The following is a 25958-nucleotide window of genomic DNA, read 5'->3' as shown; positions in this document are numbered from 1 at the left end:
TATAACCTAACTATAACCCTAACTTACTCTTCCACATACCATTCTTAAGGCCTTTTTGGCATATACTTTTGCCAGGTGCTTGCGGTATTCTTCAGAAGCATAATGATCTTCACTAATCATTACATCTTCTGCAGCAAGTTTAGCAGCGGCTTCAGCAGCGGTGTCGTTATCTGGTTGGCCTATTAAGGCATCTTCTACCGCCGAGTCCCTAAACGGACCATCTGATACACCCGTAAAGGCTACTTTTGCATCTGTGATGGTTCCGCCAGAAGCAGTTATAACAGCTGCACAGCCCACAATGGCAAATCTGGAAGCCGGCTGGAAGAACTTTTGATATGTCATTTTGGTGCCGTTCTCTGGTACCGGTATTTTTATGGCTGTAATAATCTCCTCTTCTTCCAGAGCGGTGGTAAAAAAGCCCATGAAAAAATCGTCTGCAGGTATTTCTCGCTGATCTGTTACGATGATAGCCCCGGTAGCTAAAAGTGCCGCCGGCCAGTCTGCAGAAGGATCTGCATGGGCAATACTCCCACCCATGGTTCCTACATTTCTTACCTGTACATCGCCTATCATATCGGCGGTTTCTGTGAGTATAGGAAGTTTCGATTTTATAAGTTCAGATTTAGCAATCTGCCCATGGGTGACCATTGACCCTATGGTAATGACGCCATTGTTTTCACTGATACCTGTCATTTCTTTGAGGCCAGAGATATCTATCAAAATAGCCGGAGAGTTTAGTCTCAGTTTCATAGCCGGTATTAGGCTATGGCCACCAGCCAAAAGTTTGGCTTCGGGGTTGCCTTTGAGCTTTGCTACGGCATCTGCCACCGAGCTGGCTCTGTAATAGTCTACTGAAGATGGTAACATATTCTTAGTGTTTTTATATTCAGGAGCCTGGGCTCCGGGATTATCATTTTTTATTCATAGCACGCCAAACTCTCTCTGGAGTCAATGGCATTTCCAGGTCTCTTACTCCTTTATGCCAAAGAGCATTCATGACTGCATTTACCACAGCGGGTGTAGAGCCTATGGCTCCTGCTTCACCAGCCCCTTTTACTCCAAGAGGGTTATGTGGGCATGGCGTGGTTTTTCTATCGGTCTCAAAAGATGGAAGGTCATCTGCCCGAGGCATGGCGTAATCCATATATGAGCCTGTTATCAGCTGTCCGTTGCTATCGTATTGAACGCCCTCCAAAAGAGCCTGGCCAATTCCCTGGGCCAGCCCGCCATGAATCTGCCCGTCTACGATCATCGGGTTTATCACATTCCCTACGTCATCTACAGCTATCATTCGCTTAATCGTAACCTTGCCAGACTCTTCATCTACCTCTGCTACACATATATGGCAGCCAAAAGGATAGGTGAAGTTTGTAGGGTCATAAAAGCTACTAAAATCGAGCCCCGGCTCCAGACCTTCTGGGTACACATGAGGCACGTAGGCGGTCAATGAAACGTCACCAAAAGAAATTGACTTGTCTGTTCCTTTTACTTTCCAGGCACCGCCTTCATAGTCCAGGTCATCTACAGAGCATTCCAATTTATGAGCTGCTATTTTGGCACCCTTTTCCAGCACTTTTTCTACGCTTTTTACAATGGCAGAACCACCGACAGCCAAGCTTCTGGAGCCGTATGTTCCCATTCCGAAGGCCACAGCATCTGAGTCGCCATGTATGATATCTACATCTTCTAAAGGTATGCCCAGTTTATCGGCTACTACCTGAGCAAACGTGGTTTCATGACCCTGGCCATGAGAGTGAGAGCCTGTGTAGACACTTACTTTGCCTGTAGGCTGTACCCTCACCTGAGCAGACTCAAAAAGACCAGCTCTGGCACCTAGGGATCCTACCACCGCAGAGGGGGCAATTCCACAAGCTTCTATATAACAGGAAATACCAACCCCTAGAAGTTTGCCTTTTTTGCGAGCATCTGCCTGTTCTTTTTTGAAATCTTCATAGCCCAGCATTTCCAGTCCTCTTTCTAATACAGGGGCGTAATTACCACTATCATACTGTAATGCTACCTGTGTTTGATAACCCGGCTCATTGACTCCGTCAAAAGGAGGGATGAAGTTTTTCAAACGAAGTTCGGCAGGGTCCATTTCCATTTCATGGGCTGCTACTTCAATAATTCTTTCCAGAAGATAAGTGGCCTCTGGTCTACCTGCACCCCTGTAGGCATCTACTGCCACCGTGTGGGTAAAGACCACATTCATATCCAGGTGGATTTTAGGTGTAGTATATAAGCCTTGCAAAAGCGTACCATGCAAATAAGTAGGCACAGCAGTGGAGAAAGTGGAGAGATAGGCACCCACGTTTGCATACGTTTCTATCCGAAGACCTACAATATTTCCTTCCTTATCAAAGCCCATTTCGGCAGTGCTTACATGGTCTCGCCCATGAGCATCTGAAAGGAAAGCCTCAGACCTGTCTGAGGTCCATTTGATAGGTTTGCCGAGGTCTTTTGCTGCCAGCGTAACCAGGGCTTCTTCTACATAATGGTAGATTTTACTACCAAATCCTCCGCCGACATCCGGCCCCACTACACGTACTTTATGCTCAGGAATACCAAGCACAAAGGCACACATCAGCAGGCGGATGAGGTGAGGGTTTTGTGTTGAAGTGTAAAGGGTGTATTTCTCATACACCGGGTCGTAATGTCCTACATAACTGCGTGGCTCTATAGGATTGGGGGCTACGCGATTATTGGTGAAATCAAGTTTAGTAATATGATGAGCAGAGGCCATCGCGGCATCTACCTCTTCTTTTGGGTTTCCTATTTCCCAGTCAAACGCCAGATTATCTTCAAACTCATCATGCACTTTAGGAGCACCTGCCGCCATTGCCTCTTTAGGGTTTGCCACAGCTGGCAGCACATCCCAGTCTATTACTATTTCATCTGCGGCATCACGTGCTATGTATTTATCTGTGGCCACCACCAGTGCTACGCCATCGCCGGCATGTCTGGCTTTATCTGCCACCAGTAGCGGGTGTTTTGGCTCTCGCATGGTGGTGCCATCTTTAAAGTCTACCTGCCACCCACAGGGTACACCGTTTACTTCTTCAAAGTCTTTTCCGGTGTACACTTTAACCACTCCATTTATGGCCTCTGCCGCAGAAGTGTCTATTGACTTTATTCTGGCATGGGCATACGGGCTTCTCAGAATATAGGCATGAAGCATGCCTGGGAGGTTTATATCGTCTGTATAGCGGCCTGTACCGGTAACAAAGCGTTTATCTTCTACCCGCTTGACCGACTGACCTATATATTTATTACTCATTGTCTTAAAAATTTAAGGGTTTAACTCAGGCAGGTACTTTGCCGTTAATTTTATCTGCAGCGTACTCTACAGATTTCACGATATTATGGTAGCCCGTACATCTGCAGAAATTACCTTCCAAAGCCTCTCTAATTTCATGTTCAGAAGGGTCTGGGTTATCATTGAGCAGGTCTGCTGCCGTCATGATCATGCCAGGTGTACAGAAACCACACTGCAGGCCATGACATTCTTTGAAGCCTTCTTGTAGTGGGTGAAGAGTATCGCCATCTGCCATACCTTCAATAGTAGTAACACTTCTACCATCTGCCTGTACGGCCAGAGTGGTACATGATTTCACGGCCATGCCATCCAGATGAATGGTACAGGCACCGCAGCTGCTGGTATCGCAGCCTACATGCGTGCCGGTGAGTTCAAGCCTGTCTCTTAGAAAATGTACCAATAGCATGCGTTCTTCTACCTCTTCGGTAAAGGATACACCATTGACATTCACTGTTATTTTTTTTGCCATAGATCTTATTATTTACTGAAAGCATTTAGAAGCTTTCAAGGGTTGAATTGACTTGTTTAGGCTTCTTGTAGAAGCTTTTCAAAATTGCTGAAGAATTGTTTGGTAAGTGTATTGGCTACTCCACTCATCACACGGTTACCCGTACGAGCCAATAGCCCGGTCACGTCTGCTTTGCCATCAAAAGAAAGCTCTGTTTGGCCATCTTCCGTAGCTTGCATTTTCATGCCCAAAGAGGCCGCCACATTACCTATTTTACTGTTTTGCTGCACTTTCATGTCAAAGCTCTCATGCTCTATCTTATTGAGTAGCTCCGCGGAGCCTTCGAAACGCCCCTTTACCGGGCCAATTTTCACATCTGCAATTGCCTTGTATAAATCGCCACTTTCTTGCTGTAGTTCTGAGATTCCGGGGGTTATCTGAGCCAGTATTTCAGGGTCTAAAATCATAGACCAAATCTTGTCAACCGGAGCGTTTAAAATATGTTTACCGCTTAATTCCATAGGGTTTTTTAAATATCAAATTGGACTTTATCAAAGTTATTTATTCAAATTCATCTTATTATTTAACATTTCGATTAAAGAATTGAACTATTCTATCATAGGTCTTACGGTTCTTAATTTTTACATTTGGAATAGGCATATTGCTTTGACGTAATTATTTGACCCTCACCTTCTATGGCTCTTAAGAATGAATTAAATATCAGGAAGCACCTGCAGCACAGGAAACTGGAGGATATGGTGGAGAACCGAACATCCTATACGATTGACTTTGCAGAGCTCAATATTTACGAAACACATCAAAAAGCAGAGTCTGTAAATCTCACGTTTTCTGACCCGGTATTGGCAAGTATGATCAGAGGAAAAAAAGTGATGCACCTGAAAGACCAGGATCCTTTTGAGTTTTTTCCGAATGAGTCAGTCATAGTAGGAGGAGGTGAAACAATGGGAATTGATTTTCCAGAGGCTACAATGGAAAACCCGACGCAATGTTTAGCCTTAGCTTTATCATCAGAAAAGATTTTGAAAGTGGTGGCTGAACTCAATGAAAAAACACCTCTCATTGACGATAAAAAAGGCTGGACTTTTGATGATAAGAACTTCTATTTCACCAATGATGATGTGGTCAATTATTTACTAACACACCTCATTGAGATTTTTACAGAAGACAATCGAGCAAAGGACGTTTTTGCGGAGTATACACTTAAAGAGTTGATCATAAGGCTCATGCAAACCAAGGCCAGAGTGTTTTTGATGGATAATCTGAGCAATCTGATTAATACCAATCGTCTGGCTCATGCTCTTCAATATATAGAGGATAGAATGCATGAAAATATTTCGGTGGCCAAGCTGGCCGATCAAAGCTGCATGAGTGAGGCTAATTTTTATCGGTGCTTCAAAAATCAACTAGGGATTTCTCCGGTAGAGTATATGAATCAAAAGCGAATTGAAAGAGCTAAAAAGATGTTGTCTAACATTGAAAATTCTATCGCCGATACGAGCCTGGCCTGTGGTTTCAATAGTCTGAATCATTTTTTCAAATTGTTCAAGAAATACACAGGTTATACACCGGCGAATTTTAGAAAAGACTTAATGCAAAAAACCAATTTACCATTGAGCTATATCACGGGAAATCAGACTTTTTAAGCGTTAGTTCTAGTAGTGATAATTGAGATAATATTAGCGTTTACAGTTGAATGAAAGAGATCAAGCATATCCTCAAGCAATTTGAGGAGGCGGAAGCAGAAGAGAAAATGGCTTTGGCCACAGTGGTGAGGGTAGAGGGGTCTTCGTACCGAAGAATGGGAGCTAGGATGCTGGTTTCTGAAAACGGTACCTGGATTGGTGGGATAAGTGGAGGTTGTTTAGAAGGTGATGCCTTAAAAAGAGCCAGAATGGCGATTTTGAAAGGAAAAGCGTCTACCATAACCTATGATACTACTATTGATGACGATCATCAGATAGGAGTGGGGCTTGGCTGTAATGGTGTAATTGATGTCTTATTTAAACCTATCAATAGAGCAGATAAAGGGAACCCGCTAGAAGTGCTTAAAAGTACACAGGAGGGACCCAGGAAGATTTCAAAGTTGGTAAAAGTCACCCGATCAGAAGATAGCGATCTACTAGGCGAATTGATTCTTTTTAATGGAGTGGAAAGCCTTCAAAGGCTGAACGAGAAGTTGGATACAAACCAATTGGCAGAACTGATCAGAGAGCTAGATAAATCCAAGAACATAGTGATCAATGAAGAGCTAACACTCTTTGTAGAAGTTTTGCCACCAGCATATCATTTGGTTTTATTGGGTCATCAGTATGACTTGTATCCTTTGCTCAGGCAAACCTTAGAACTCGGATGGGATATTACAGTAGTGGCACCGAAAAATAAGGTTTCAGCAATAAAAGGTGTACAGGTAATCACACCAGACGAATTCGACCAGATGCAGACAGATGATTATACTGCAGTGGTGCTTATGTCTCACTCACTACATACCGACAAAGAAAACCTAAGAAAACTCACCAAGAAGAATGTGAGGTATATAGGTATGCTGGGCCCCAAAGTGCGTTCAGAAAGAATATGGAGAGAACTGGAAGAGGAGGGAGATCAAATACCTGAACAGTTAATGCCCAATATTTATGCTCCGGTGGGGTTGGAGATTGGAGCCAATACGCCTGATGAGATAGCACTTTCTATTTTAGCTGAGATTAAAACGGTATTCTCAGGCAAGGAAGTGGCTCACTTGAGAGAGAGAAGCCAGCCGATCCATGAAAGAGATCGGCCAATGACTTTTAAGTAACCTAACGTTTCCTTCTGTTTTTACCCTTACCTCTTTTTGGAGGAATAACTTTTCGGCTACTGGATTTACCGCGTCCTGCTCCAGGTCTTCTGCTCTTTCCTCTAAAACCGGAACTTCCGGATGAAGACATTTCTTTGCCATCAACTTCTACCAGTTTCAGGTCAATACTCCTATTATCCAGGTCAGTACCTTTTATACTTACTTTGACTTTCTCACCGAAACTAATAATAGTACCTTTTCGCTGGCCTATCACCCTGTAATTGTCAGCATCGTAATCGTAATAATCATCGTTGAGGTCTGCCAGGCGAACCATTCCCTCACAGCCTGTTCCATCTATTTCTACGAATATCCCGAAGTCCGCGACGCCAGTTACCACACCTTCATAAATGGCGTTTCTATCCTGATAGCTCATAAACTCCACCTGCTTGTATTTGATAGAGGCACGTTCTGCTTCTGCGGCCATCTTTTCACGATCAGAGGAGTGTGTACATTTGTCCTCATAGTCTTCTTTATTCAAGCTTTTTCCGCCGTCAAGATAATGCTGAAGCATGCGGTGAGCCATCATATCAGGGTATCTTCTAATGGGCGATGTAAAGTGGCTGTAATGGTCAAAAGCCAAACCGAAGTGACCCTGTGGTGAGGTGCTGTATCGGGCTTTTGACATAGTTCTTACAGCCAAAGATTCCAACACATTTTGTATTGGCGTACCCTCAATTTCAAACATCAAATTATTTAGTGAGTTTGAAAGTGCATGTTGCGAGTTGACATTGATCTTAAAGCCCATTTTACCTGCAAAAGCCGCAAAAGTATTGAGCTTTTCAGGGTTTGGTGGCTCATGCACACGGTAGACCATGGTTGGGCTCTCGACTTCGCCAGAACTGGATGACTTATCCTTGCTGGAAGTTACATTATTGGCACCGGTCTCAAATTTTGAGTGGAATACGAATTCGGCAACTTTCTTATTCGCTAAGAGCATAAATTCCTCAATAAGCTTGTGAGCGTCTTTTCGTGTTTTTTGATAAACTCCCAATGGCTTGCCCTGTTCATCGAGGTGAAATTTAACCTCATTGGTTTCGAAATTAAAAGCTCCGTTTTTGAAACGGGAAGCTTTAAGGTTTTTTGCCGTTTTATTTAAAATCAAGAGCGATTCGTGCAGTTCAGGACTCACTTTTTCCGGGAGATCTGAGCCAAGGTCTAATTCCAGAAGTTCCTGAGCTTCTTCATAAGTAAAACGCCTGTCTGAGTGCATCACACAGCGGCCAAACCACTCATGATATACTTTGCCGTTGAGGTCTAATTCAAAGATGGCCGAGAAAACCAGCTTATCTTCATGAGGTCTGAGAGAGCAAAGCCTATTTGAAAGTTTCTCTGGTAGCATTGGTATGGTACGATCTACCAGATAAACAGATGTGGCTCTATTGAAAGCCTCATCCTCTAAGACAGTCCCAGGCCTTACATAATGAGTAACATCAGCAATATGAATACCCACTTCAAAATGATCATTTTCTAGTTTTTTAAAACTGATGGCATCATCAAAGTCTTTGGCGTCATGAGGGTCAATAGTAAAGGTCAGCGTCTCTCTGACATCCCGTCTTTTTTTGATTTCTGTCTCTTGAATTTCTTCAGGAATAGCCTCTGCAAGCTTTTCGACGTCCTCTGGGAATTTTACCGGCAAACCAAACTCCGCCATGATAGCATGCATTTCTGCATCATTGTCGCCGGCTTTGCCTAAAACTTCGGTAATGACTCCCGTGGCTTGCTGAAAATCTGAGGGGAATTCCAAAATTTTGACAATAACCAAGTCACCGGTTTGGGCATGGTGGATATTGCCCTTGGCAATAAACACTTCTTCATGAAATCGTTTATTGTCGGGCTTTACAATAGCGTAATTGGCGTATAGTTTCACTTTACCCACCAATTCTGTACGGCCTCTTTTGATCACCTTGGTGATTCTGCCTTCCGGATTTTCTCCTCGGCTTTTGCCCAGAAGACGTACCATTACGGTATCACCATCCTGAGCACTATTCATCATATCGGCAGTGATGAAGATGTCTTTTTGACCTGCATCATATCTAACAAAACCGAATTTCGGATTAACATAATCCAAGACCCCCTCAATTTCACTTGTGGTCTTCGCAGTTCCTTTGGTGAATTTACCACGACCTACTTTAGTAATTTTTCCGGCCTCTTCCAGTTCTTCCATGATGAGTTTAAAGAAGAGTTGATCGTCTTTTTCGTAAACGTTAAATTGATTGTAAAGGTCTGAGTAGGTGTAAGGTCTTTCGTTGTGCTTTTCGAAGAACTTGATGATGTCTTCTTTCAGTAGCTTAATTTCACTTTTCTTTTTTCTTGCCATAAGGCTTAATGTTTTTGTCTTTAATAGGTTGACGTAAGATTTAATTAAAGTTCACAAGTTTTACCTATAAAACCAGTGAAGCTCGTCATTGATTAAACCAAAGTTAGCCATAGTTGGTTTGTCTGTTGTAGTTTTGTGTCCGCTAACATCAGAATTTAATCGTAAATGAAGACATATTTTTTGCAGGTCAAAGAAGTAATTCAGGAAACAGAAGATGCTATTACTATCGAGTTTTGGCATCCTTTGGCAGAGCAAATAAAATATAAAGCCGGTCAGTTTATAACGGTTATTGTACCGGCAGATAACGGGAAAAAAGTAAGAAGAAGCTATTCTATGTCTTCTTCTCCGCATACAGATACGGCTGTGGCCATCACTGTGAAAAGAGTGGCTGGAGGGCTGGTAAGCAATTACCTATGTGACAATGTCAAAAAAGGAGATTTTATTGAAGTCATAGAGCCTATGGGCAATTTTGTCATAGAGCCTGATGCTTCAAAAGAACGACATGTAGTACTTATAGGGGCCGGGAGCGGTATCACGCCATTAATGTCAATGGCAAAGTCTATTCTCAAAATGGAGCCGAAATCTAAAGTTTCATTGTTTTACGGTAACAGAACTGTAGAAAGCATCATCTTCTGGAAGCAATTGACAGATATGGAACTAGCAGACCGCAAAAGGCTGAGTGTGATACATGTGCTAAGTCAACCTACAGACTCATGGGCCGGTTACAGAGGAAGAATCAATAAGGCGAATATAGTGGTAATGCTCAAAGAGCAGGATGTACATTTCAGATCTGAAAATGAAGAGTTTTATCTGTGTGGACCGGCCGCTATGATGGATGAGATGATGGAAATTTTTGATGTTTTTGACGTGCCTGAGAATCAAATTCACAAGGAGAATTTCAATGCTCCGATGCTCGATGAAGAAGTAGAGCTGCCAGAGAATGAAGGTCTTCAAACCCGAGAAATTACTGTTAAGTACGATGGAGATGATTTTACTTTCAAAGTAGAACCTCATCAAAGTATTTTGGAGGCGGCTCTGGAGCTTGATATTGACTTACCTTACTCATGTCAAGCAGGAATGTGCACGGCCTGCCTGGGGAAATGTATAGATGGTAAAGTGAAAATGGATGAAGATGATGGTCTAACTCAGGCTGAGCAAGACGAAGGCTTTGTGCTTACCTGCGTAGCTCATCCACTAACTGATGGAGTAGTTATTGAAATAGAATAATATTATTCGTAGCCATAAAAAAAGCCAACAGATCGTCTGTTGGCTTTTTTGCTTATTGGAATCAAATATTAGATCATCTCTTTGCTGAGCAAATACTCTGCAATCTGAACGGCATTGGTAGCGGCCCCTTTTCTAAGGTTATCTGCTACACACCATAGGTTCAAGGTTTTCTCCTGAGATTCATCACGTCTGATTCTACCTACTAATACTTCATCTTTACCATGTGCGTTAAGCGGCATCGGGTAAATATTATTGGCAGGGTCATCCTGTACTTCTACTCCAGGAATTGAAGCGATTAATCCTGGGATATCAGCCAGTTCATATTCGTTTTCAAATTCAATATTGATAGATTCTGAGTGACCACCCACCGTAGGTATACGTACAGTAGTTGCAGTTACTTTTATGCTATCATCACCAAGAATTTTGTTGGTCTCTTTTATCATCTTCATTTCCTCTTTGGTGTATCCATTATCCTGGAAAACATCAATGTGAGGAAGAACATTTAAATCAATTTTATGAGGATAAGCAGGGTCTTCTACTGTTTTGCCAGCTCTCTCATCAAATAATTGATCTACTGCTTTTTTACCAGAGCCAGTCACTGACTGGTACGTAGAAACTACAACTCTTTTGATTTTGTATTTTTCATGAAGAGGCTTCATAACCACCACCATTTGTATGGTAGAACAGTTGGGGTTTGCAATGATCTTATCTTCTGGTGTTAAAGTATCTGCATTAACCTCAGGAACTACAAGTTTCTTGCTCGGGTCCATACGCCAGGCAGAAGAGTTATCAATAACAGTGATGCCTGCATCTGCGAATTTAGGAGCGATCTCCAGAGAGGTGCTACCACCTGCAGAGAAGATTGCCACATTCGGTTTCATTTGAATAGCGTCTTCAAAACCTACTACGGTGAACTCCTTACCCTTATAGCTCACCTTTTTACCTACCGATCTCTCTGATGCTACGGGAATAATTTCAGTTACCGGGAAATTTCTTTCGTCCAGAACTTTCAGGATTTCGCTACCTACAAGGCCGGTAGCTCCTACTACTGCTACTTTCATTTTTTTAATCATGCCCCCCGACCCATGGCAGGGCGATTAATGGTTTCAAGGAGAGAGGTCTATTCTCCTATGTTTTTAATTATTAGAGATTTCCTAAACGGGTCTCTGTTAAACTGTTACGGGCTGCAAAAGTAATGCTAAATGCTCAAAATAGATAATGAATACTAAAAATCCCAAACCCTCTCCGGCGTAAAAATATAGTCCAGTGGTATGTCTGTTTCTTCCGTTGCTGAGAATTGCTCTTCGGGAGGGAAAAAGCTTAGACCAACTGTAAGGGTATTTTGAGTTTTATGACTTAAAAAACGATCATAGTAGCCCTTGCCATAGCCTATGCGATTTCCTTTTCTATCATAAGCCAGTAGAGGGACTATCACCAGAATATCGTCGTCCGTATTGAAAAAATCCGGGCTACTTAAACCCTCATTTTCAGGTTCTGGCACATTCCATTTATTAAGCTTTAAAGGAGTAGATTCTGTGTATTGGTGATGAGTCAATATACCTTCAGAATGTATTTTCGGGACGTAAATATCCACCGGAAAGTCTCTTTGTAGGGTGTCTAATATCAATCGGGTGTCTACTTCCATTTTCTCTTTCACTGGTAGGAAACAGTGTACACGATCGTATCGATGCATCATTAGTCTACTAAATAGGAGGTTTTTGACGCCCAAAGATTTATTGGCGACCATAGTTTCTGTAAGCTGCTCTCTTTTCAAAAGATATGATTTTCGTAGCTCAGCTTTGTTCATATGGAAGTAATACGATTAGGAAAGAATATAGGAAAGAGAAAATTAGTGGCACTACAATTAGCAGTGCCACATGAGATTAAATTTTGGCAAAGCCACAGTATGGCTGCAGAACCTTAGGAATGTTGATTCCGTCTGGAGTCTGATTGTTTTCCAGAATTGCTGCTAAGATCCTTGGAAGTGCCAGAGCAGAACCATTGAGTGTATGCAATAGTTGAGTTTTACCGTCAACTTTATGACGAAGTTTCAGTCTATTTGCCTGATAGTCCTCAAAATTTGAGACCGAACTTACTTCCAGCCATCTTTCCTGTGCAGCAGAGTAAACCTCAAAATCATACGTTAAGGAAGAAGTAAAGCTAATGTCTCCACCACATAGGCGAAGTATTCTATATGGAAGCCCAAGTTTCTCCAGTAAAACTTTCACGTGGTCCATCATTTCTTCTAAGGCTTGATAAGACTCTTCAGGCTTTCTGATCTGAACGATCTCCACCTTATCGAATTGGTGAAGTCTGTTTAGTCCTCTTACATGAGCTCCCCAGCTGCCAGCTTCTCGTCTGAAACACGGCGTATAGCCTACGTTTTTAATCGGTAAGCTTTCTTCTGAAATGATTTCATTTCGGTAGATATTTGTAATTGGAACTTCCGCAGTAGGGATCAGGTATAATTTATCTGCCGTAGCTTCATACATCTGACCTTCTTTATCTGGCAACTGACCTGTTCCATATCCGGAGTCTTCATTGATCAGAATTGGTGGCTGAACTTCAAAATACCCAGCCGCAATGGCCTCATCAAGGAAGAAATTGATCAATGCTCGCTGAATTCTGGCACCTTTGCCTTTGTAAAAAGGAAAACCTGCTCCTGTTACCTTATTGCCCAGCTCAAAGTCTATAATGTCATAATCAGAGATCAACTCCCAGTGTGGTTTAGCTCCTTCATGAAGTTTAGTAGCCTCGCCATGTGAGAATATGGTTTCATTATCCTCTTCAGACCTACCTGCCGGTACACTCTCGTGGGGTAAGTTAGGAAGCGTGTACATATGTTCTGTAAGCTCTGCACTTACACCTCTGAGTACCTCTTCCAGTTCTTTAGATTTAGCCTTAAGCTCTCCGGTCTGTGCTTTGGCCTCGTTAGCTTCATCTCTTTTCCCCTCTTTCATCAGCATGCCTATCTTCTTGGAGATGGAATTTGACTGAGCCAGTGTATCATCCAGTTCTTTCTGGGTGTCTCTTCTCTTTTGATCTAATTCCAAAGCTTTAGCAACAGCTTCCTCAGGATTGCCAAAGTTTTTCTTCTTCAGGCCGGCTATTGTTGCCTCCTGATTGTCTTTAATGATGTTGATTTGAAGCATATTAAAGTTGACTTATAAGTCTTCTATGATAATTTATTTGTCCAAGATGATAATTAAGATGCCCAAGTAAATGCATTAAGAAATAACCTACGGTCATCTCGCTGCCAAAGACATTCTGAGGGTATATTTTGGTTTGGTCAGTTTCTGTCAATGACTCCAAGGTAGTCTTGACAATTGCCCGAGCTTCATCGATATCCGCAATGATTTTCTCGCGGTCAAACCTACCTTCAAACTCTTCTGAACGATTTCTGACATAACCGGAATTACCCAATACAGCACCAATAAAGTGACGAAGGTTACCACACAGGTGCATTGCTAGATTTCCTCCGGAGTTTGCTATGCCTTCTGCTCTTGCAAAGAGCAAGTCTTCAGAGTCATATTGAAGTACTTCTTCCCGAAGCTTTTTCAGGTCCTTTTCAAAAACAGCGGCTAAGTCTTTCATTCAGATAACGGTTTTATTCAAAGGTAAAAAGACCTTCGTTTAATGCCTCAAGGGCCTCATTTTTATGTCGGGTATCAACCAACAAAGAAATATTATGCTCAGAGGCACCATAGGAGATCATTCGAATTGGGATATGCTTTACGGCCTCCAATATTTTGATAGCAATACCAGCCTTATCAGCAAGGAAATTCCCCACTATACAAATAATACTCTGATCTTTATCGTGTTCCTCAAGGTCGGCAAATTGTCTTAGTTCTTCGCCGATTTTATCGAGGTTTTCTGAGTTGTCAATGGTTACTGCCACTGAAACCTCAGAAGTTGTAATCATATCTACAGGAGTTTTGTATTTCTCAAATACATCAAAAACCTTTCTCAGGAAACCATATGCATTCAGCATTCTGGTAGAATGCACATAGATGGCCGTAATATTATCCTTAGCTGCAATGGCTTTAATCTCGGCACCACCGCTGGTTTCAGATTTAATTACCGTACCTGGAGCCTCAGGAGCCATCGTGTTTTTAAGCCTTACTGGCACACCTTTTAATTTGGCTGGTGTGATGGTACTTGGATGCAAAATCTTGGCTCCGAAATACGCAAGCTCAGCTGCTTCTTCAAAAAGGAGTTCTCTTACCGGAAATGTTCTGCTCACGATTCTCGGGTCGTTATTATGCATGCCATCTATATCTGTCCAGATTTGGATTTCTTCTGCCGTAATGGCTCCACCAATGAGAGAAGCAGTATAGTCAGAGCCTCCTCTTTTTAGATTATCTACTTCACCTCTTGGGTTTCTGCAGATGAATCCTTGAGTTACCAAAATTTGTTTGTCAGATTGACCCTTCAAAATCTGACCTAGTTTTTCTTCAATCTTAGCCAGTTCAGGTTCATTATCAGCATCAATACTCATAAACTCCAGGGCAGGAAGAAGTACAACACTTTCTCCTTGCTCTTTCATGTAGGCCGTGAATATCTGCGTACTAAGCAATTCACCCTCAGCCACCATTTGTTTGTCTTGCTTAGTGGTATAAATCTTCAGGTTAGCCAATGATTCTATAAAGCCAAACTCTTTTTCAACGATGGCTTTGCCTTCATTAAGCCCTTCTTCTGTGCTAAAGAGTTCAGTCAAAAACTGATCATAATGAGCTCTTAAAGCTACCAGTTGCTCTTTGGCGGCTACTTTCTCTCCTTTAGTCAGTGCTTCTCCAATAGCCAGAAGTGCATTTGTACTTCCGGAGAGTGCAGAAAGTACCACAATCTTTCGGGTGTCATTGGCAGTTACCAAATCCCTGATAGACTTCATACGTTCAGGTTTCCCAACTGAGGTACCGCCAAATTTCCAAACTTGCATGCTAAATAGATTTTAAAATGTTATGATGTTTTTGAGTGATTAAAAAGGGGCTTTAGGAAATAGAAAGCATTTTTAACGCCGTAATTCCTGCTTCATCTCCTTTATTTCCGTGCTTTCCGCCAGCTCTGTCCAGGGCTTGTTGATAGGTGTTTGGTGTTAATACCCCGAAAACCACCGGTTTGTTATACTTTAAACTTACATCTGTTAGCCCTTGAGCCACGGCGTTATTGATGTAGTCGTTATGTTTGGTTTCTCCTTGTATTACACACCCAATGGCTATAACCGCGTCTACGTCCTCTCTTTGAGCAAAAACCTGGGCTCCATAACTGAGTTCATAGCTTCCTGGTACTGTGGCATTAATGATATTCTCTTCTTTAATACCATGCTTTATTATGGTCTCAATTGCCCCATCTCTTAAAGCGAAAGTTACTTCCTCATTCCACTCGGCAGTAACCACAGCTATTCGTTTCTCACTCATATCAGCGAGGCCGTTGGTATTATAAACTGAAAGGTTTTTATGTGCTGTACTCATCAGGTGTATTGAAATAAAAAAAGGGATAAACCTGCTGGCTTACCCCTTTGTGAATATGATTGCTCGGGTTAATTACCAGCTTGAGCTTCTAATTTCGATTTATATTTAGTAGCTGCAAGGTACTCTCTAGAGGTGGAGTAATTGTCCACGATTTCTGTATAAGCATCAATTGCAGCGGCAGTGTTTCCTGCTTCTTCGTTTGCTGTAGCCAACTTCATCAAATAGCCAGGAGTAATCTGCTTGTTTGGTTTATAGTTAGCCGCTTTCTCGTAGTAAGAAATAGCAGTGTTGGCATCACCTTTTTCCATGTATGCATCTCCAATTAAAGCGTATGCTCTACCTTGAAGAATGATATCATCTGCACTGAAATCACTTAGGTAATTGATGGCATCATCAAATTTACCTTGTTTCATATAAGCCACGCCTACATAAAATTTAGCCAGGTTACCTGCAGGTGCACTTCCATAGTTTTCTGCTACCTCTAAAAGACCGGCGTTTCCTCCAGTACCTTGAAGAGCAAGATTTAGAGAATCAGATTCAAAGTAGTATACCGAGTCATACATACTTACCTCAGCTTCCTGATTTTGTTGGTTTATGAAGTATTTGTATCCTAAAATACCAGCTACTGCAGCGATGATTACACCGGCAGCTATATAAAGGATGTTTTTGTTCTGGTTAAAGAAACTCTCTGCCTTACCTAGCTCCTGCTGAAGTGCTTCTGCACTCTCAATAATTTCAATACCAGACTTTTCGTTGTTCGCCATCTCTATTGGTTAGCTTAAAATTTTGAGGTGCAAATTTAGGAAATTGATTTTAATTCGCTCAAATAGTTGAGTAAAATTATAAATACCTTAAAGTCAACACCTTCCGGAAAAACAAAAAAGAGGCCCGAAAGCCTCTTTCAATCCATAGGTTATAATGGTTTTACTCCATCACAAAAGGATAGTCCTCCTGTACGTAGATATCTTTAAATGCCTCAGAAGCATCAGGGAACGGAGACTCTTCTGCAAACTTCACAGCTTCAGCTACCTGATCTTTAATTTTGGCGTCTATTTCTTTTAGCTCTTCTTCAGTAGCCACATTGTTTTTCAGGATTCGTGATTTCACCAATTCGATTGGGTCACGCATTTTCCATTCAGCTACTTCTTCTTTAGTACGGTATTTCTGTGGGTCAGACATAGAGTGACCTCTGAAACGGTATGTTTTAAATTCGAGGTAAGTAGGTCCGTCACCTTTTCTTGCTCTGGCAGCGGCTCTGCTCACAGACTCGTGCACCGCTTCTACATCCATGGCATCTACCGGCTCAGAAGGGATGTCATAAGATTCACCTAATTCATAAAGTTCACTGATATTAGATGATCTGGCTACAGCAGTACCCATGGCATAACCATTGTTTTCTACCACAAATATTACCGGAAGTTTCCAGGTCATAGCCAGGTTAAAGGCTTCGTGGAATGCACCTTGACGTACAGCACCGTCACCCATGTAACAGATACATACATTACCGGTTTCTTTGTATTTCTCAGCAAAAGCAATTCCTGCACCTAAAGGAATCTGAGCACCCACAATACCATGACCACCTACAAAATTCACTTCTTTATCAAAAATGTGCATAGAGCCACCTTTCCCTTTAGTAGTACCTGTTGCTTTACCGAAAAGCTCGGCCATCACAGCTCCAGGGCTAGTGCCCAAGGCCAGCGGCTGACCATGATCTCTATATGAAGTGATGTATTTATCGTCTTTTTCTAAAGCAGAAACAGCACCAGAAGCACAAGCCTCTTGTCCGATATATAGGTGACAGAATCCTCTGATTTTTTGCTGACCGTATAACTGACCAGCTTTCTCTTCAAACTTACGCTGAAGCATCATAGATTCGTACCAGTACATGTACTGCTCTTTCGTATATTTTGTTTTCGCTGCTGCTTTCTTTTTTGCTGCTGCCATAAATGATTGCTTTTGATCGTTTAAAAACATCAGAGCATAGCTCGTATGTTTTGATTGGGGCAGCAAAGATAGGGCATTCAGCTTTATTGCGGAAAAATCTATGTCAAAAGAAGTACTGAGAGTCAAAACATCATTAAAAGATCTTAGAGAATCAGGCTTTTTTGTAAGCTTTTGAGACTTCCTGAAAGTAGAAGTGTATGATAGGACTGAGATAAGTTTTATACCTTCGCAATTCCCAGAGCAAAGTGATCAATTTTGCCATTGATTTTATCCTTATATGTTCCTTCGGTCAATCAGACTTTTCAACTTCAGAAATCATTCAGACGCTTCTTTTGAGTTCTCTGAGCGAGTAAACTGTATTGTAGGACAGAATGGAAACGGCAAGACAAACCTTTTAGATGCGGTTTATTATTTGTCATTGACAAAAAGCTCAATTCATAAACAAGATCCCTTGAGTATCACTTATGAGGAGGACCTTATGGTGATTGACGGTGATTTCTTGGCGGAAGACCAAAAACAGAACATTACTATAAGTCTACAGCGTGGACAGAAAAAAAGCGTTCTGGCAGACAAAAAGGCTTATGATAGAATCTCGGATCATATAGGTAAGTATCCGGTGGTGCTTATTGCTCCTGACGATACTGACATGATCAGAGATGCCAGTGATACCCGAAGAAAACTGTTCGATGGGATCATGGCTCAGTTTGACCCTGAATACCTTGTACTTTACCAGCAGTATAATCGGTTACTGGATCAGCGGAATAGTCTCCTCAAGCAATTCTATGAAAGAGAGTATTTTGACCAGCAAATGCTGGATAGTTATTCTGAACCTTTGGTGCAGAAGGCTTTGGCAATAGCTCAAAAAAGAAACTCATTTATGAAGGAGTTTTTGCCTTTGGCAAAGCATCATTACCAAACAATATCGGATGGTAAAGAAGAGGCTGTTATTACCTATCAAACAGATGTAAAATCTGATTTTGCAAAGGTTTTTAAAAACAATCAGAAAAGAGACCTGGCTGCTCACAGAACCACTATGGGCGTGCATAAAGATGATTACAGTTTTGAGTTGAGTGGCCAGCCAATTAAAAAGTTTGGTTCACAAGGCCAGCGAAAGTCGTTTGTGCTCGCTGTCAAACTGGCTCAGTTTGAACTTTTAGAAAAGCATAAATCAAAAAAGCCCATTTTGCTACTTGATGACATCTTTGATAAGCTTGATGATCAGCGAATTGAGAAGCTTATTGAGAAAATTGATGACGAAACTTTTGGGCAGATTTTTATAACTGATGCCCGCCCTGAAAGAACCAGAAGAATTCTGGAAAAGGTAAAGGCGGATGTGAGGTATTTTGAGCTCTAATCTGTTTATTTGTTATATGTCAAACGAAGAACCGGCCAAAGGGAGATTATTGATTGCAGAGCCTTTTTTGGGAGATCCCAATTTTGAGCGTTCGGTGATTTTACTCTGTGAGCATAATGAGCAGGGTTCTTTTGGTTTGGTTTTGAATCAACTTTCAAATCTTACTCTAGCAGACGCTGTAGATGGGCTAACCGGGGATTTCCCTCTTTATGTTGGCGGACCGGTGGAGTACAATACACTGCATTATGTACACCGCTTAGGTGCTAAACTTCCCGGATCAATAGACCTCGGTAATGGTATTTATTGGTCGGGCGATTATGAGATATTGAAAGAGCTGATCAAGTTGGAGCAAATTCCTGCTGATGATATCCGATTCTTCCTTGGTTACAGTGGCTGGGGAGAACAGCAGCTGGAAGGTGAGATGAAACGCAATAGCTGGATCGTTAGAGACTGTGATGACGCCTTGATTTTTGAGGCAGATACAGAGACTTTCTGGAGAAAGGTGCTACGTGATATGGGTGGGAACTATAAGGTGATGAGTAATTACCCTACTGACCCGAGGCTGAATTAATACCTCCAAACCCTAAAAACCTTACCCTTGGAATATCGGTGACCTTCCTTTAAGGGTAATTCAAGAAAAGCATCTGCCAGCGATAAGTTTGCTAAATCTCCGCTGCCGTGACCCTCTTCCGGCGTAGCAATTAACTGGCCGTTTTCATTATTGATCTTTACCTGTAAAAAGTAATTCAACTGCGGTTTGAACTCTACATCTTCAGATAAGATGGCGAATTCTTCTTTTGAAGAAACTTGAAGACAAGCCTCCAACCAAGGTTTGACATAACGAACGGCACACATAAAGGCGGAAACAGGATTGCCGGGTAGAGCGAAAACAAGCGTCTCTCCCTTTTGTCCAAACCACATAGGTTTACCTGGTCGCTGTGCTATCTTATGAAATACTTTCTCTACGCCCAAACTTTCCATCGCCTGCGGGATGTAGTCCTTCTTCCCAGCGGAAACGCCCCCTGAGAGTATCAGGAAATTGTAATCTTCTAATAACTTAGAGATTGAGGAGGTGGTTTTATCCAGGTCGTCAGGTAAATGAAAATGTTCGGCCTTATCGACAAGCTGTTCCATCACAGCAGAAATCGCAAAAACATTGGACTTTCTGATCTGATGAGCCTCGGGTGTTTGGGTTACATCCACTAGTTCGTCACCACTGGTAATAATAGCGACTGATGGTCTTTTTCTAACCAGAATATTGGGTTTTCCCACTGTTGCCAATATTGCCAGGTCTGAGCTTTTCAATGGATGTCCTATGGGTAGAATTACCTCACCTTTTTTTCTGTCAAGGCCCTGATAATGAATGTTCTTACACATTGGTAGTCCATCAGGTAAAAGAAGAGTTCCGTTCTCAGAAGAAGTGTCTTCTACTCTTATAACTGAATCACAGCCTTTTGGTAGCGGCGTACCCGTCATGACCTCAATCGCCTCTTCGTCATGGGTAATAGAAAGAGCTGCTTCTCCAGCGTATTGAATGGCTTTGATTGTGAAAGATCTAATACCATTTACATAGGCTTTGGAGTTAAAAGCAAAGCCATCCATGGTTACTCTATCAAAAGGAGGGAAGTCGCGATCTGCGGTTATTTCTTCGGCCAAAACCCTACCCACAGCGTATTCGAAACTGATGGTTTCAATGCCATAATTGCGAGTTTCTTTGAGGATGAGTTCTGTAGCTGTTTTGACAGGCGTAAGTGGCATAAACGTCATTTTGGGCTAAGATAATGAAACAGCCTTAAATGAAGACTTACATTCTTTTGACACTATCGTGCTCAAAAGTCATTTTGCCCTGTTCATTATACTCTCTGATGACGGTAGGCTCTGTTTCGTCATAGCAGTCTTTAGGGTGTTGCGTTTCACGCTTCCTTCTGTTTCCGGTATCGTAGTACTCGATCCACCTTCCTACTTTTACACCGTTGTCATATTGACCCTCTACTGCCAGCGTTCCACCCTCATGAAATTTATAGTAATCACCCGTTTTTTTGCCGTATAGCATGGGTATGACTTCATCAATTTTCTTTTGGGCCTCATCATAGTAAGTGATTTCCGCATCTTCCAAAAAGCCTTCATCGTAGCTTACTTTATCGAGTAAGATGAAGTCCTTGTCATATGTTTCCCAACGGCCGTCTTTGGCTCCCATAAAGTAATAACCCTCTTTCACCAGTGTTTCCCCACGGTATTCCTTGTACGGTCCGTGCATCAAGTGGTTGGTTTTTCTGTCTCTCATCACCGCTTCTACGATTCTTCTTGTACGCTCATCATACCAGAAAAGAGATCGAATATATGGGCTTGGTTGTTGAAATTCTTCTAGGGTATAGAACTCAATATACTGCATACGGCTACCCTGGCCTCTTCTGTAAATCTGCTTTTCTACAGGGATACCTTTGTATTGTTTACCATCAAACAGCTTTTCTTTGGCCTCGGCCACAGCCTTTTGCGTCTTTTTAGCTTTCTGTTTTAGTTCTTTGGCTTTTTTACCGTAGTCTTTTACAGTCTCATTAAAGTATTTTTTAGCGTCTTCTACCGAGGTGATTTGGTCTGTTGGAGTGTTGATGGATGCCGAGGGCAAAGTAACGTCTACCGGCAGAGCATCTTCTATTCGTTCCTCAAGTGTCATCTCCTTGCGTTCTGCCTTACGCTGAGCCTTGGTTTTTGCTGTAGGCACAGCACTTTGAGCATTGCAAAGTATTGAGATACACAGAATTAAAGATGTGATAATAAGATTCGATTTCATATATGAATGAAGCGTCGTACTTTCGTGTTCAATAAACCTGCCAAAGGCACTTTTAGTGCGGGCAAGCTGTTCAGAAAACGATAAAAGTACTCAAAAATTGGAGAAAAAAGCTAAAATCTACGTAGCCGGCCACCGTGGAATGGTAGGCTCAGCCATCATTAGAAAACTACAAGCAGAAGGGTATGAAAATCTGGTAGTGCGTACCTCAAAAGAACTTGATTTGAGAGATCAGGAAGCGGTTTTTGAGTTTTATGAAAAAGAAAAACCTGAGTATGTTTTTTTGGCAGCAGCCAAAGTGGGGGGCATAGTGGCAAATAACACTTACCGTGCAGATTTCCTTTATGAAAACCTGCAGATACAAAATAATGTGATTCACGGTGCCTATGTGCACAAGGTCAAAAAGTTGATGTTTCTGGGCTCATCATGTATTTACCCAAAGCTGGCTCCACAGCCATTAAAAGAAGATTATCTACTCACCGGCCCACTAGAGCCTACCAATGAGCCTTATGCCATTGCCAAGATAGCGGGTATTAAAATGTGTGAGGCATACAGAGATCAGTACGACTGTGATTTCATTTCGGTAATGCCTACAAACCTTTATGGCCCTAATGATAATTATGAACTTCAGAATTCGCATGTGCTACCAGCCATGATTCGGAAATTTCATGAGGCTAAAGTGGAAGGAAAGCCATCTGTAGAATTATGGGGTACAGGTAAACCAATGCGTGAATTTCTGCATGCCAATGACCTAGCAGAAGCCTGTGTATATCTGATGGAAAACTACAGCGAGTCTCAACTGGTAAATATTGGTACCGGAATAGATGTGACCATCAAAGAACTGGCCGAGACTATTCAAAAGACGGTAGGTTTTGAGGGCGAAGTAATCTGGAATACTGATAAGCCAGATGGTACGCCACGTAAGCTGATGGATGTTTCTAAACTGAACGGACTGGGCTGGAAACACAGTATTGACCTCAAAGAGGGGATAGAAATGGTGTACGAAGACTTTAAGAATAACATCGTTAGAAAAATGTAATTCATTGAAAAAGGCATTTCAAAAATACCTGAGCATTCCGGTGCTGAGTTCGGTGGTGCTGATAGTGGTTCCGCTGGTGGCTACCTCGTTTTTGAGTGTGTATTTTGTTCAGAATGAAGAAACATTTACCGCCTTCTCTACCAGTGAGTGGCTTGCTTTTTCTGCGGCGGGAATTTTCACTCAGGCTTTTGCCATGACGCCACCAACTTTTGTGGCACTCGTGCTGAGCTATTTCTGGGGTTGGAAAACCTTGCCAGTCATTTTCGTGATCAATCTACTGGCCATTTATTTGATCAATATCATAGTAAAACGACTGGATCATAGGCGTTTTATCGGCTTTCTGGAGGATAATCCCAAAGCTGCAAAGCTCATGAAAAGTATTAAAAAAGATGAGCTGAAGATTATTGGTTTGGCGAAGCTCTCACCGGTTTTACCCTTTACGTTTACCAATTTCCTTTTTACCCTATCAGGAGCTAAGCTGAGAAATATCTTGTTAGGTGGATTTCTGGGCATGATACCAAGAACCGTGATGTCTGTTTGGGCAGGTACGCAAGCTAAAGAAATCAGAAGGCTACTGGAAGACCCTAATAGAGATAATACCCAACAAATTATCGTCATTGCACTTATTCTGGTTTCTGCGTTTGGTCTCATCTACGTGATCAATAAAGCAGTGCAGCGAGTAACTGATTAGTGAATGCCGATGTTTGTTTCAGATCTTTTAAAATGAACCTTATCCGTAAATTTCTGAATCAGCCCTACAGCTTTTATTTTGAAGGCATAAAGCTGTGGCAGATTATTCTGGTGATTTACCTGCTGGCTCAGTTTTATAATTCGGTGATTCAGCCTTTTGATGTTTACCATCCGGAACTAAAGTATGGGGCCTTTGTAACCGAACTCATTCATTCGGCGATTCCCGTTATAGTTATTCTTTACATCGCTTTTATCTTAAAGCTTTTTCCACGGATGACTGATAGATGGACGCTGAAAAAGGAGCTGATCCTTTTCGTTATAATCTTACTTCAGGTTGGGCTAATTGATTTTCTTATTCGAGATATTATATATGATAATCCGAACAACTGGTCATGGCATTATTTGCAGGAGGAGGTGCTAAACACGCTGATGGGGGGAATGTTGATCGTCATACCGGTTATCTTCATTAATTTAAACTTACAACTTCTTAAAAACCAGGAACGTGCTGAGGCCATTTCTATAAAGAAGGAGGAGAATGTCAATGTCAATAAGGTGTTCATAAAAACACCTTTGACTTCAGAATCTTTTGAGCTGCATTTGGGTGATTTGCTGTATGTCAATGCAGATGGTAATTATCTCAAAATTTACAGCCAAGGTGGTCAGGAAGTTCTCAAAAGAATGACATTAAGCGGCTTGGAAGATCTTCTAAAAGAAAGTCAGAATATACTTAGGGTTCACAGGTCTTATCTGGTGAATTTAACCAAAATAGAATCGGTGACCGGGAATGCTCAGGGTTATAAGCTGAGAATAAAGGGAACAGCGGAAACGGTACCAGTCTCCAGAACCTACCTTGAGGTATTTGATCAGAAAATGACTGTTTGATGTTCATCACAAACGGCTTGTGAGCTACGTCATTTCTTTGCAGTTGATCACAAAACCCTGCAGCTGATCACAGGCATGTGATTCCAACGTTCTTCATGTCTCATATTTGATTCATGGAAAGACGCTATGATATCGATTGGCTGAGAATACTGGCCTTTGCACTTTTGATTTTTTATCACACGGGAATGTTTTTTGTGCCTTGGGGGTGGCATATCAAAAACCCAATAGTTTATGAATGGCTGGAGGGATCAATGCTATTTATGAATCGCTGGAGAATGCCACTTCTCTTTATCATTTCAGGAATGGGTGTAGCCTTTTCTCTTCGGAAAAGAACAACAGGCAATTTTGTATTTGAGCGACTCAAAATACTGTTAACACCTCTGGTTTTCGGGATGTTGGTGGTAGTGCCTCCACAGATCTATGTAGAGCGAATAGTGCAGGAGGAATTCTCTGGCACTTATCTTGATTTTTGGCCATCAAAGCTCTTTATCAATGGAGCATACCCAGAAGGCAATTTCAGTTGGCATCATCTCTGGTTTTTGCCCTATATATTGATATTTTCTTTAGTGCTTTTACCCGTCTTTGTCTGGTTTATAAAGAGACAGGAAAGTGGTTTTATGAAGTTTATCCGAAGGCTGGTGAGCAGTCCCATAAAAATCTACTTCTTTGTCTTACCTCTGGTATTTATGGAGGTTTTCGTAGATCCGTTTTTCCCGGTTACGCATGCCTTAATTGATGATTGGTACTACCTGCCGTATAATGCCATTTTGTTTTTCTATGGCCTTTTACTCATTCAGTCTTACCCTTCTTTTTTGAATGCTTTGCAAAAGGGCCTTTGGGGCTTTTTGATTTGCGGAATCATCTGCTATGCCTTGTTTTTGTATATCAGAACATATGAAGATGGCTGGCCCAGGCATATTATTGAGGCATTTGTAAATCAGGGAAACGTATGGTCTTGGTTGTTATTTTGGTTTGCTCTGGCGGCAAAGTTTCTCAATATTAAAAGTAAGGCTGTGGCGTATTGGAACAGGGCTGTTTATCCATTTTATATTCTCCATCAAACGGTCATCATTCTACTCGCCTGGCTGGTGATGGATACAGACTGGGGCTTTTGGGCAAAATTTAGCTTTATCAGTGCGACTTGCTTCCTAATCTGTTGGTCACTTTATGAGTTTATCATCAAACGCTTCAAACTCACCCGCTTGTTTTTTGGTGTCAGATAAGATTGATTGTGTTTGGGCATCCGCCTAAATAATACAGCAGACAGCCGATTGCTGATGGCCGAAAGCCATTCAAGCCTTCCTCACAAACTCCGATTTAAGAGCCATCTGTCCAAAACCGTCAATCTTACAGTCGATGTTATGGTCGCCATCAGTCAGGCGAATGTTTTTGACTTTTGTGCCCGCCTTAACAGGTTTTGGGGCACCTTTGACCGGCAGGTCTTTGATCACTACTACAGCGTCGCCATCCTTGAGTTCATTGCCATTGGCATCCAAAATACGAGAGGCCAGTTCTTCCTCAGTGGGCATATCCGGGTTCCATTCATGAAAACACTCTGGGCAGACCATAAGGCTGTCCATTGGGTAAGTGAATTCAGATTGGCACTTTGGGCAAGGCGGGAATTCGCTCAT

General features: G+C 41.9%; 25 protein-coding genes. 9 read left to right on the top strand and 16 right to left on the bottom strand.

All coding sequences use genetic code 11. From position 1 onward, the window contains the following. Positions 1 to 18: 18 nt before the first annotated feature. Genes ACUXV0_RS11840 through ACUXV0_RS11825 form a run of 4 tightly spaced genes read right to left on the bottom strand, consistent with a single transcriptional unit; the run spans position 19 to position 4285 of the window. On the bottom strand, positions 19 to 867 hold the full coding sequence (locus tag ACUXV0_RS11840; protein WP_446189765.1) for an FAD binding domain-containing protein: 849 nt from the start codon (positions 865 to 867) through the stop codon (positions 19 to 21). 43 nt (positions 868 to 910) lie between these two features. Next, positions 911 to 3277, bottom strand: a complete 2367-nt coding sequence (locus ACUXV0_RS11835) for a xanthine dehydrogenase family protein molybdopterin-binding subunit (RefSeq protein ID WP_446189764.1) — start codon at positions 3275 to 3277, stop codon at positions 911 to 913. 25 nt (positions 3278 to 3302) lie between these two features. Next, complete coding sequence (locus tag ACUXV0_RS11830) at positions 3303 to 3785, bottom strand: (2Fe-2S)-binding protein (RefSeq protein ID WP_446189763.1); 483 nt, start codon at positions 3783 to 3785, stop codon at positions 3303 to 3305. A 56-nt stretch (positions 3786 to 3841) separates the two neighbouring features. Further along, positions 3842 to 4285 carry a CoxG family protein gene (locus ACUXV0_RS11825; RefSeq protein ID WP_446189762.1) on the bottom strand — a complete coding sequence of 148 codons (444 nt, stop codon included), beginning with the start codon at positions 4283 to 4285 and terminating at the stop codon, positions 3842 to 3844. 174 nt (positions 4286 to 4459) lie between these two features. Between ACUXV0_RS11825 and ACUXV0_RS11820 the strand changes: the two genes are divergently transcribed. Both ACUXV0_RS11820 and ACUXV0_RS11815 read left to right on the top strand, forming a co-directional pair. After that, positions 4460 to 5428 carry an AraC family transcriptional regulator gene (locus ACUXV0_RS11820; protein WP_446189761.1) on the top strand — a complete coding sequence of 323 codons (969 nt, stop codon included), beginning with the start codon at positions 4460 to 4462 and terminating at the stop codon, positions 5426 to 5428. A 50-nt stretch (positions 5429 to 5478) separates the two neighbouring features. Next, on the top strand, positions 5479 to 6576 hold the full coding sequence (locus ACUXV0_RS11815; RefSeq protein WP_446189760.1) for an XdhC family protein: 1098 nt from the start codon (positions 5479 to 5481) through the stop codon (positions 6574 to 6576). Position 6577: 1 nt separating this feature from the next. On the opposite strand, the gene rnr is transcribed toward ACUXV0_RS11815, so the two are convergent. Continuing rightward, complete coding sequence (gene rnr / locus ACUXV0_RS11810) at positions 6578 to 8932, bottom strand: ribonuclease R (RefSeq protein WP_446189759.1); 2355 nt, start codon at positions 8930 to 8932, stop codon at positions 6578 to 6580. Positions 8933 to 9097: 165 nt separating this feature from the next. Here rnr and ACUXV0_RS11805 point away from each other — a divergent pair, with 165 nt between their 5' ends. Beyond that, entirely contained in the window at positions 9098 to 10159 is a 1062-nt protein-coding gene (locus tag ACUXV0_RS11805; protein ID WP_446189758.1) for a 2Fe-2S iron-sulfur cluster-binding protein, read from the top strand. A gap of 68 nt (positions 10160 to 10227) precedes the next feature. On the opposite strand, the gene ACUXV0_RS11800 is transcribed toward ACUXV0_RS11805, so the two are convergent. From ACUXV0_RS11800 to pdhA, 8 genes are all read right to left on the bottom strand, one after another. Then, positions 10228 to 11220 (bottom strand): aspartate-semialdehyde dehydrogenase, encoded by a 993-nt coding sequence (locus tag ACUXV0_RS11800; RefSeq protein WP_446189757.1) that lies wholly within the window; start codon positions 11218 to 11220, stop codon positions 10228 to 10230. Positions 11221 to 11384: 164 nt separating this feature from the next. Further along, on the bottom strand, positions 11385 to 11966 hold the full coding sequence (locus ACUXV0_RS11795) for a 5-formyltetrahydrofolate cyclo-ligase (RefSeq protein ID WP_446189756.1): 582 nt from the start codon (positions 11964 to 11966) through the stop codon (positions 11385 to 11387). 76 nt (positions 11967 to 12042) lie between these two features. Beyond that, positions 12043 to 13311, bottom strand: a complete 1269-nt coding sequence (serS, locus tag ACUXV0_RS11790; protein WP_446189755.1) for a serine--tRNA ligase — start codon at positions 13309 to 13311, stop codon at positions 12043 to 12045. Position 13312: 1 nt separating this feature from the next. Then, complete coding sequence (locus ACUXV0_RS11785; RefSeq protein WP_446189754.1) at positions 13313 to 13753, bottom strand: DinB family protein; 441 nt, start codon at positions 13751 to 13753, stop codon at positions 13313 to 13315. A 13-nt stretch (positions 13754 to 13766) separates the two neighbouring features. Next, complete coding sequence (locus ACUXV0_RS11780) at positions 13767 to 15098, bottom strand: aspartate kinase (protein WP_446189753.1); 1332 nt, start codon at positions 15096 to 15098, stop codon at positions 13767 to 13769. 52 nt (positions 15099 to 15150) lie between these two features. Continuing rightward, a complete protein-coding gene (gene ribH, locus ACUXV0_RS11775; RefSeq protein WP_446189752.1) occupies positions 15151 to 15630 on the bottom strand; it encodes a 6,7-dimethyl-8-ribityllumazine synthase in 480 nt (159 codons plus the stop codon). Positions 15631 to 15698: 68 nt separating this feature from the next. Continuing rightward, the gene (locus ACUXV0_RS11770) at positions 15699 to 16394 is read right to left on the bottom strand and encodes a tetratricopeptide repeat protein (protein WP_446189751.1); all 696 of its coding nucleotides are present in this window, start codon (positions 16392 to 16394) and stop codon (positions 15699 to 15701) included. 160 nt (positions 16395 to 16554) lie between these two features. Next, positions 16555 to 17574 (bottom strand): pyruvate dehydrogenase (acetyl-transferring) E1 component subunit alpha, encoded by a 1020-nt coding sequence (gene pdhA, locus ACUXV0_RS11765; protein WP_446189750.1) that lies wholly within the window; start codon positions 17572 to 17574, stop codon positions 16555 to 16557. 277 nt (positions 17575 to 17851) lie between these two features. On the opposite strand from pdhA, the gene recF reads away from it, so the two are divergent. Further along, entirely contained in the window at positions 17852 to 18928 is a 1077-nt protein-coding gene (gene recF / locus ACUXV0_RS11760) for a DNA replication/repair protein RecF (RefSeq protein WP_446189749.1), read from the top strand. Positions 18929 to 18944: 16 nt separating this feature from the next. Beyond that, positions 18945 to 19499 (top strand): YqgE/AlgH family protein, encoded by a 555-nt coding sequence (locus ACUXV0_RS11755; RefSeq protein ID WP_446189748.1) that lies wholly within the window; start codon positions 18945 to 18947, stop codon positions 19497 to 19499. On the opposite strand, the gene ACUXV0_RS11750 is transcribed toward ACUXV0_RS11755, so the two are convergent. Together ACUXV0_RS11750 and ACUXV0_RS11745 are read right to left on the bottom strand one after the other, a co-directional pair. Next, positions 19496 to 20695: a molybdopterin molybdotransferase MoeA gene (locus ACUXV0_RS11750; protein WP_446189747.1), complete on the bottom strand. Its 1200-nt coding sequence runs from the start codon at positions 20693 to 20695 to the stop codon at positions 19496 to 19498. The genes ACUXV0_RS11755 and ACUXV0_RS11750 overlap by 4 nt on opposite strands. Before the next feature lie 37 nt (positions 20696 to 20732). Then, positions 20733 to 21719 carry a toxin-antitoxin system YwqK family antitoxin gene (locus tag ACUXV0_RS11745; RefSeq protein ID WP_446189746.1) on the bottom strand — a complete coding sequence of 329 codons (987 nt, stop codon included), beginning with the start codon at positions 21717 to 21719 and terminating at the stop codon, positions 20733 to 20735. Between the two features lie 97 nt (positions 21720 to 21816). Between ACUXV0_RS11745 and fcl the strand changes: the two genes are divergently transcribed. From fcl to ACUXV0_RS11725, 4 genes are all read left to right on the top strand, one after another. Then, positions 21817 to 22755: a GDP-L-fucose synthase gene (gene fcl / locus ACUXV0_RS11740; RefSeq protein WP_446189745.1), complete on the top strand. Its 939-nt coding sequence runs from the start codon at positions 21817 to 21819 to the stop codon at positions 22753 to 22755. Between the two features lie 4 nt (positions 22756 to 22759). After that, positions 22760 to 23446, top strand: coding sequence for a TVP38/TMEM64 family protein (locus ACUXV0_RS11735; protein WP_446189744.1), 687 nt, complete (start codon positions 22760 to 22762; stop codon positions 23444 to 23446). A 32-nt stretch (positions 23447 to 23478) separates the two neighbouring features. Next, positions 23479 to 24327: a LytR/AlgR family response regulator transcription factor gene (locus ACUXV0_RS11730; RefSeq protein ID WP_446189743.1), complete on the top strand. Its 849-nt coding sequence runs from the start codon at positions 23479 to 23481 to the stop codon at positions 24325 to 24327. Between the two features lie 113 nt (positions 24328 to 24440). Further along, complete coding sequence (locus ACUXV0_RS11725) at positions 24441 to 25550, top strand: acyltransferase family protein (RefSeq protein ID WP_446189742.1); 1110 nt, start codon at positions 24441 to 24443, stop codon at positions 25548 to 25550. Between the two features lie 69 nt (positions 25551 to 25619). On the opposite strand, the gene ACUXV0_RS11720 is transcribed toward ACUXV0_RS11725, so the two are convergent. Beyond that, positions 25620 to 25958 (bottom strand): zinc ribbon domain-containing protein YjdM, encoded by a 339-nt coding sequence (locus ACUXV0_RS11720; protein ID WP_446189741.1) that lies wholly within the window; start codon positions 25956 to 25958, stop codon positions 25620 to 25622.

This window comes from Jiulongibacter sp. NS-SX5, from assembly GCF_052828545.1.
The sequence above is the reverse complement of the archived record's forward strand: the minus strand, read 5'-3'. Positions and strand labels throughout refer to the sequence as shown.

Excerpts from the sequence above, each read along its gene's own strand:
- ACUXV0_RS11840 (WP_446189765.1), bottom strand. The coding sequence starts at position 867 with ATGTTACCATCTTCAGTAGACTATTACAGAGCCAGCTCGGTGGCAGAT.
- ACUXV0_RS11835 (WP_446189764.1), bottom strand. The coding sequence starts at position 3,277 with ATGAGTAATAAATATATAGGTCAGTCGGTCAAGCGGGTAGAAGATAAA.
- ACUXV0_RS11830 (WP_446189763.1), bottom strand. The coding sequence starts at position 3,785 with ATGGCAAAAAAAATAACAGTGAATGTCAATGGTGTATCCTTTACCGAA.
- ACUXV0_RS11825 (WP_446189762.1), bottom strand. The coding sequence starts at position 4,285 with ATGGAATTAAGCGGTAAACATATTTTAAACGCTCCGGTTGACAAGATT.
- ACUXV0_RS11820 (WP_446189761.1), top strand. The coding sequence starts at position 4,460 with ATGGCTCTTAAGAATGAATTAAATATCAGGAAGCACCTGCAGCACAGG.
- ACUXV0_RS11815 (WP_446189760.1), top strand. The coding sequence starts at position 5,479 with ATGAAAGAGATCAAGCATATCCTCAAGCAATTTGAGGAGGCGGAAGCA.
- rnr (WP_446189759.1), bottom strand. The coding sequence starts at position 8,932 with ATGGCAAGAAAAAAGAAAAGTGAAATTAAGCTACTGAAAGAAGACATC.
- ACUXV0_RS11805 (WP_446189758.1), top strand. The coding sequence starts at position 9,098 with ATGAAGACATATTTTTTGCAGGTCAAAGAAGTAATTCAGGAAACAGAA.
- ACUXV0_RS11800 (WP_446189757.1), bottom strand. The coding sequence starts at position 11,220 with ATGAAAGTAGCAGTAGTAGGAGCTACCGGCCTTGTAGGTAGCGAAATC.
- ACUXV0_RS11795 (WP_446189756.1), bottom strand. The coding sequence starts at position 11,966 with ATGAACAAAGCTGAGCTACGAAAATCATATCTTTTGAAAAGAGAGCAG.
- serS (WP_446189755.1), bottom strand. The coding sequence starts at position 13,311 with ATGCTTCAAATCAACATCATTAAAGACAATCAGGAGGCAACAATAGCC.
- ACUXV0_RS11785 (WP_446189754.1), bottom strand. The coding sequence starts at position 13,753 with ATGAAAGACTTAGCCGCTGTTTTTGAAAAGGACCTGAAAAAGCTTCGG.
- ACUXV0_RS11780 (WP_446189753.1), bottom strand. The coding sequence starts at position 15,098 with ATGCAAGTTTGGAAATTTGGCGGTACCTCAGTTGGGAAACCTGAACGT.
- ribH (WP_446189752.1), bottom strand. The coding sequence starts at position 15,630 with ATGAGTACAGCACATAAAAACCTTTCAGTTTATAATACCAACGGCCTC.
- ACUXV0_RS11770 (WP_446189751.1), bottom strand. The coding sequence starts at position 16,394 with ATGGCGAACAACGAAAAGTCTGGTATTGAAATTATTGAGAGTGCAGAA.
- pdhA (WP_446189750.1), bottom strand. The coding sequence starts at position 17,574 with ATGGCAGCAGCAAAAAAGAAAGCAGCAGCGAAAACAAAATATACGAAA.
- recF (WP_446189749.1), top strand. The coding sequence starts at position 17,852 with ATGTTCCTTCGGTCAATCAGACTTTTCAACTTCAGAAATCATTCAGAC.
- ACUXV0_RS11755 (WP_446189748.1), top strand. The coding sequence starts at position 18,945 with ATGTCAAACGAAGAACCGGCCAAAGGGAGATTATTGATTGCAGAGCCT.
- ACUXV0_RS11750 (WP_446189747.1), bottom strand. The coding sequence starts at position 20,695 with ATGACGTTTATGCCACTTACGCCTGTCAAAACAGCTACAGAACTCATC.
- ACUXV0_RS11745 (WP_446189746.1), bottom strand. The coding sequence starts at position 21,719 with ATGAAATCGAATCTTATTATCACATCTTTAATTCTGTGTATCTCAATA.
- ACUXV0_RS11730 (WP_446189743.1), top strand. The coding sequence starts at position 23,479 with ATGAACCTTATCCGTAAATTTCTGAATCAGCCCTACAGCTTTTATTTT.
- ACUXV0_RS11725 (WP_446189742.1), top strand. The coding sequence starts at position 24,441 with ATGGAAAGACGCTATGATATCGATTGGCTGAGAATACTGGCCTTTGCA.
- ACUXV0_RS11720 (WP_446189741.1), bottom strand. The coding sequence starts at position 25,958 with ATGAGCGAATTCCCGCCTTGCCCAAAGTGCCAATCTGAATTCACTTAC.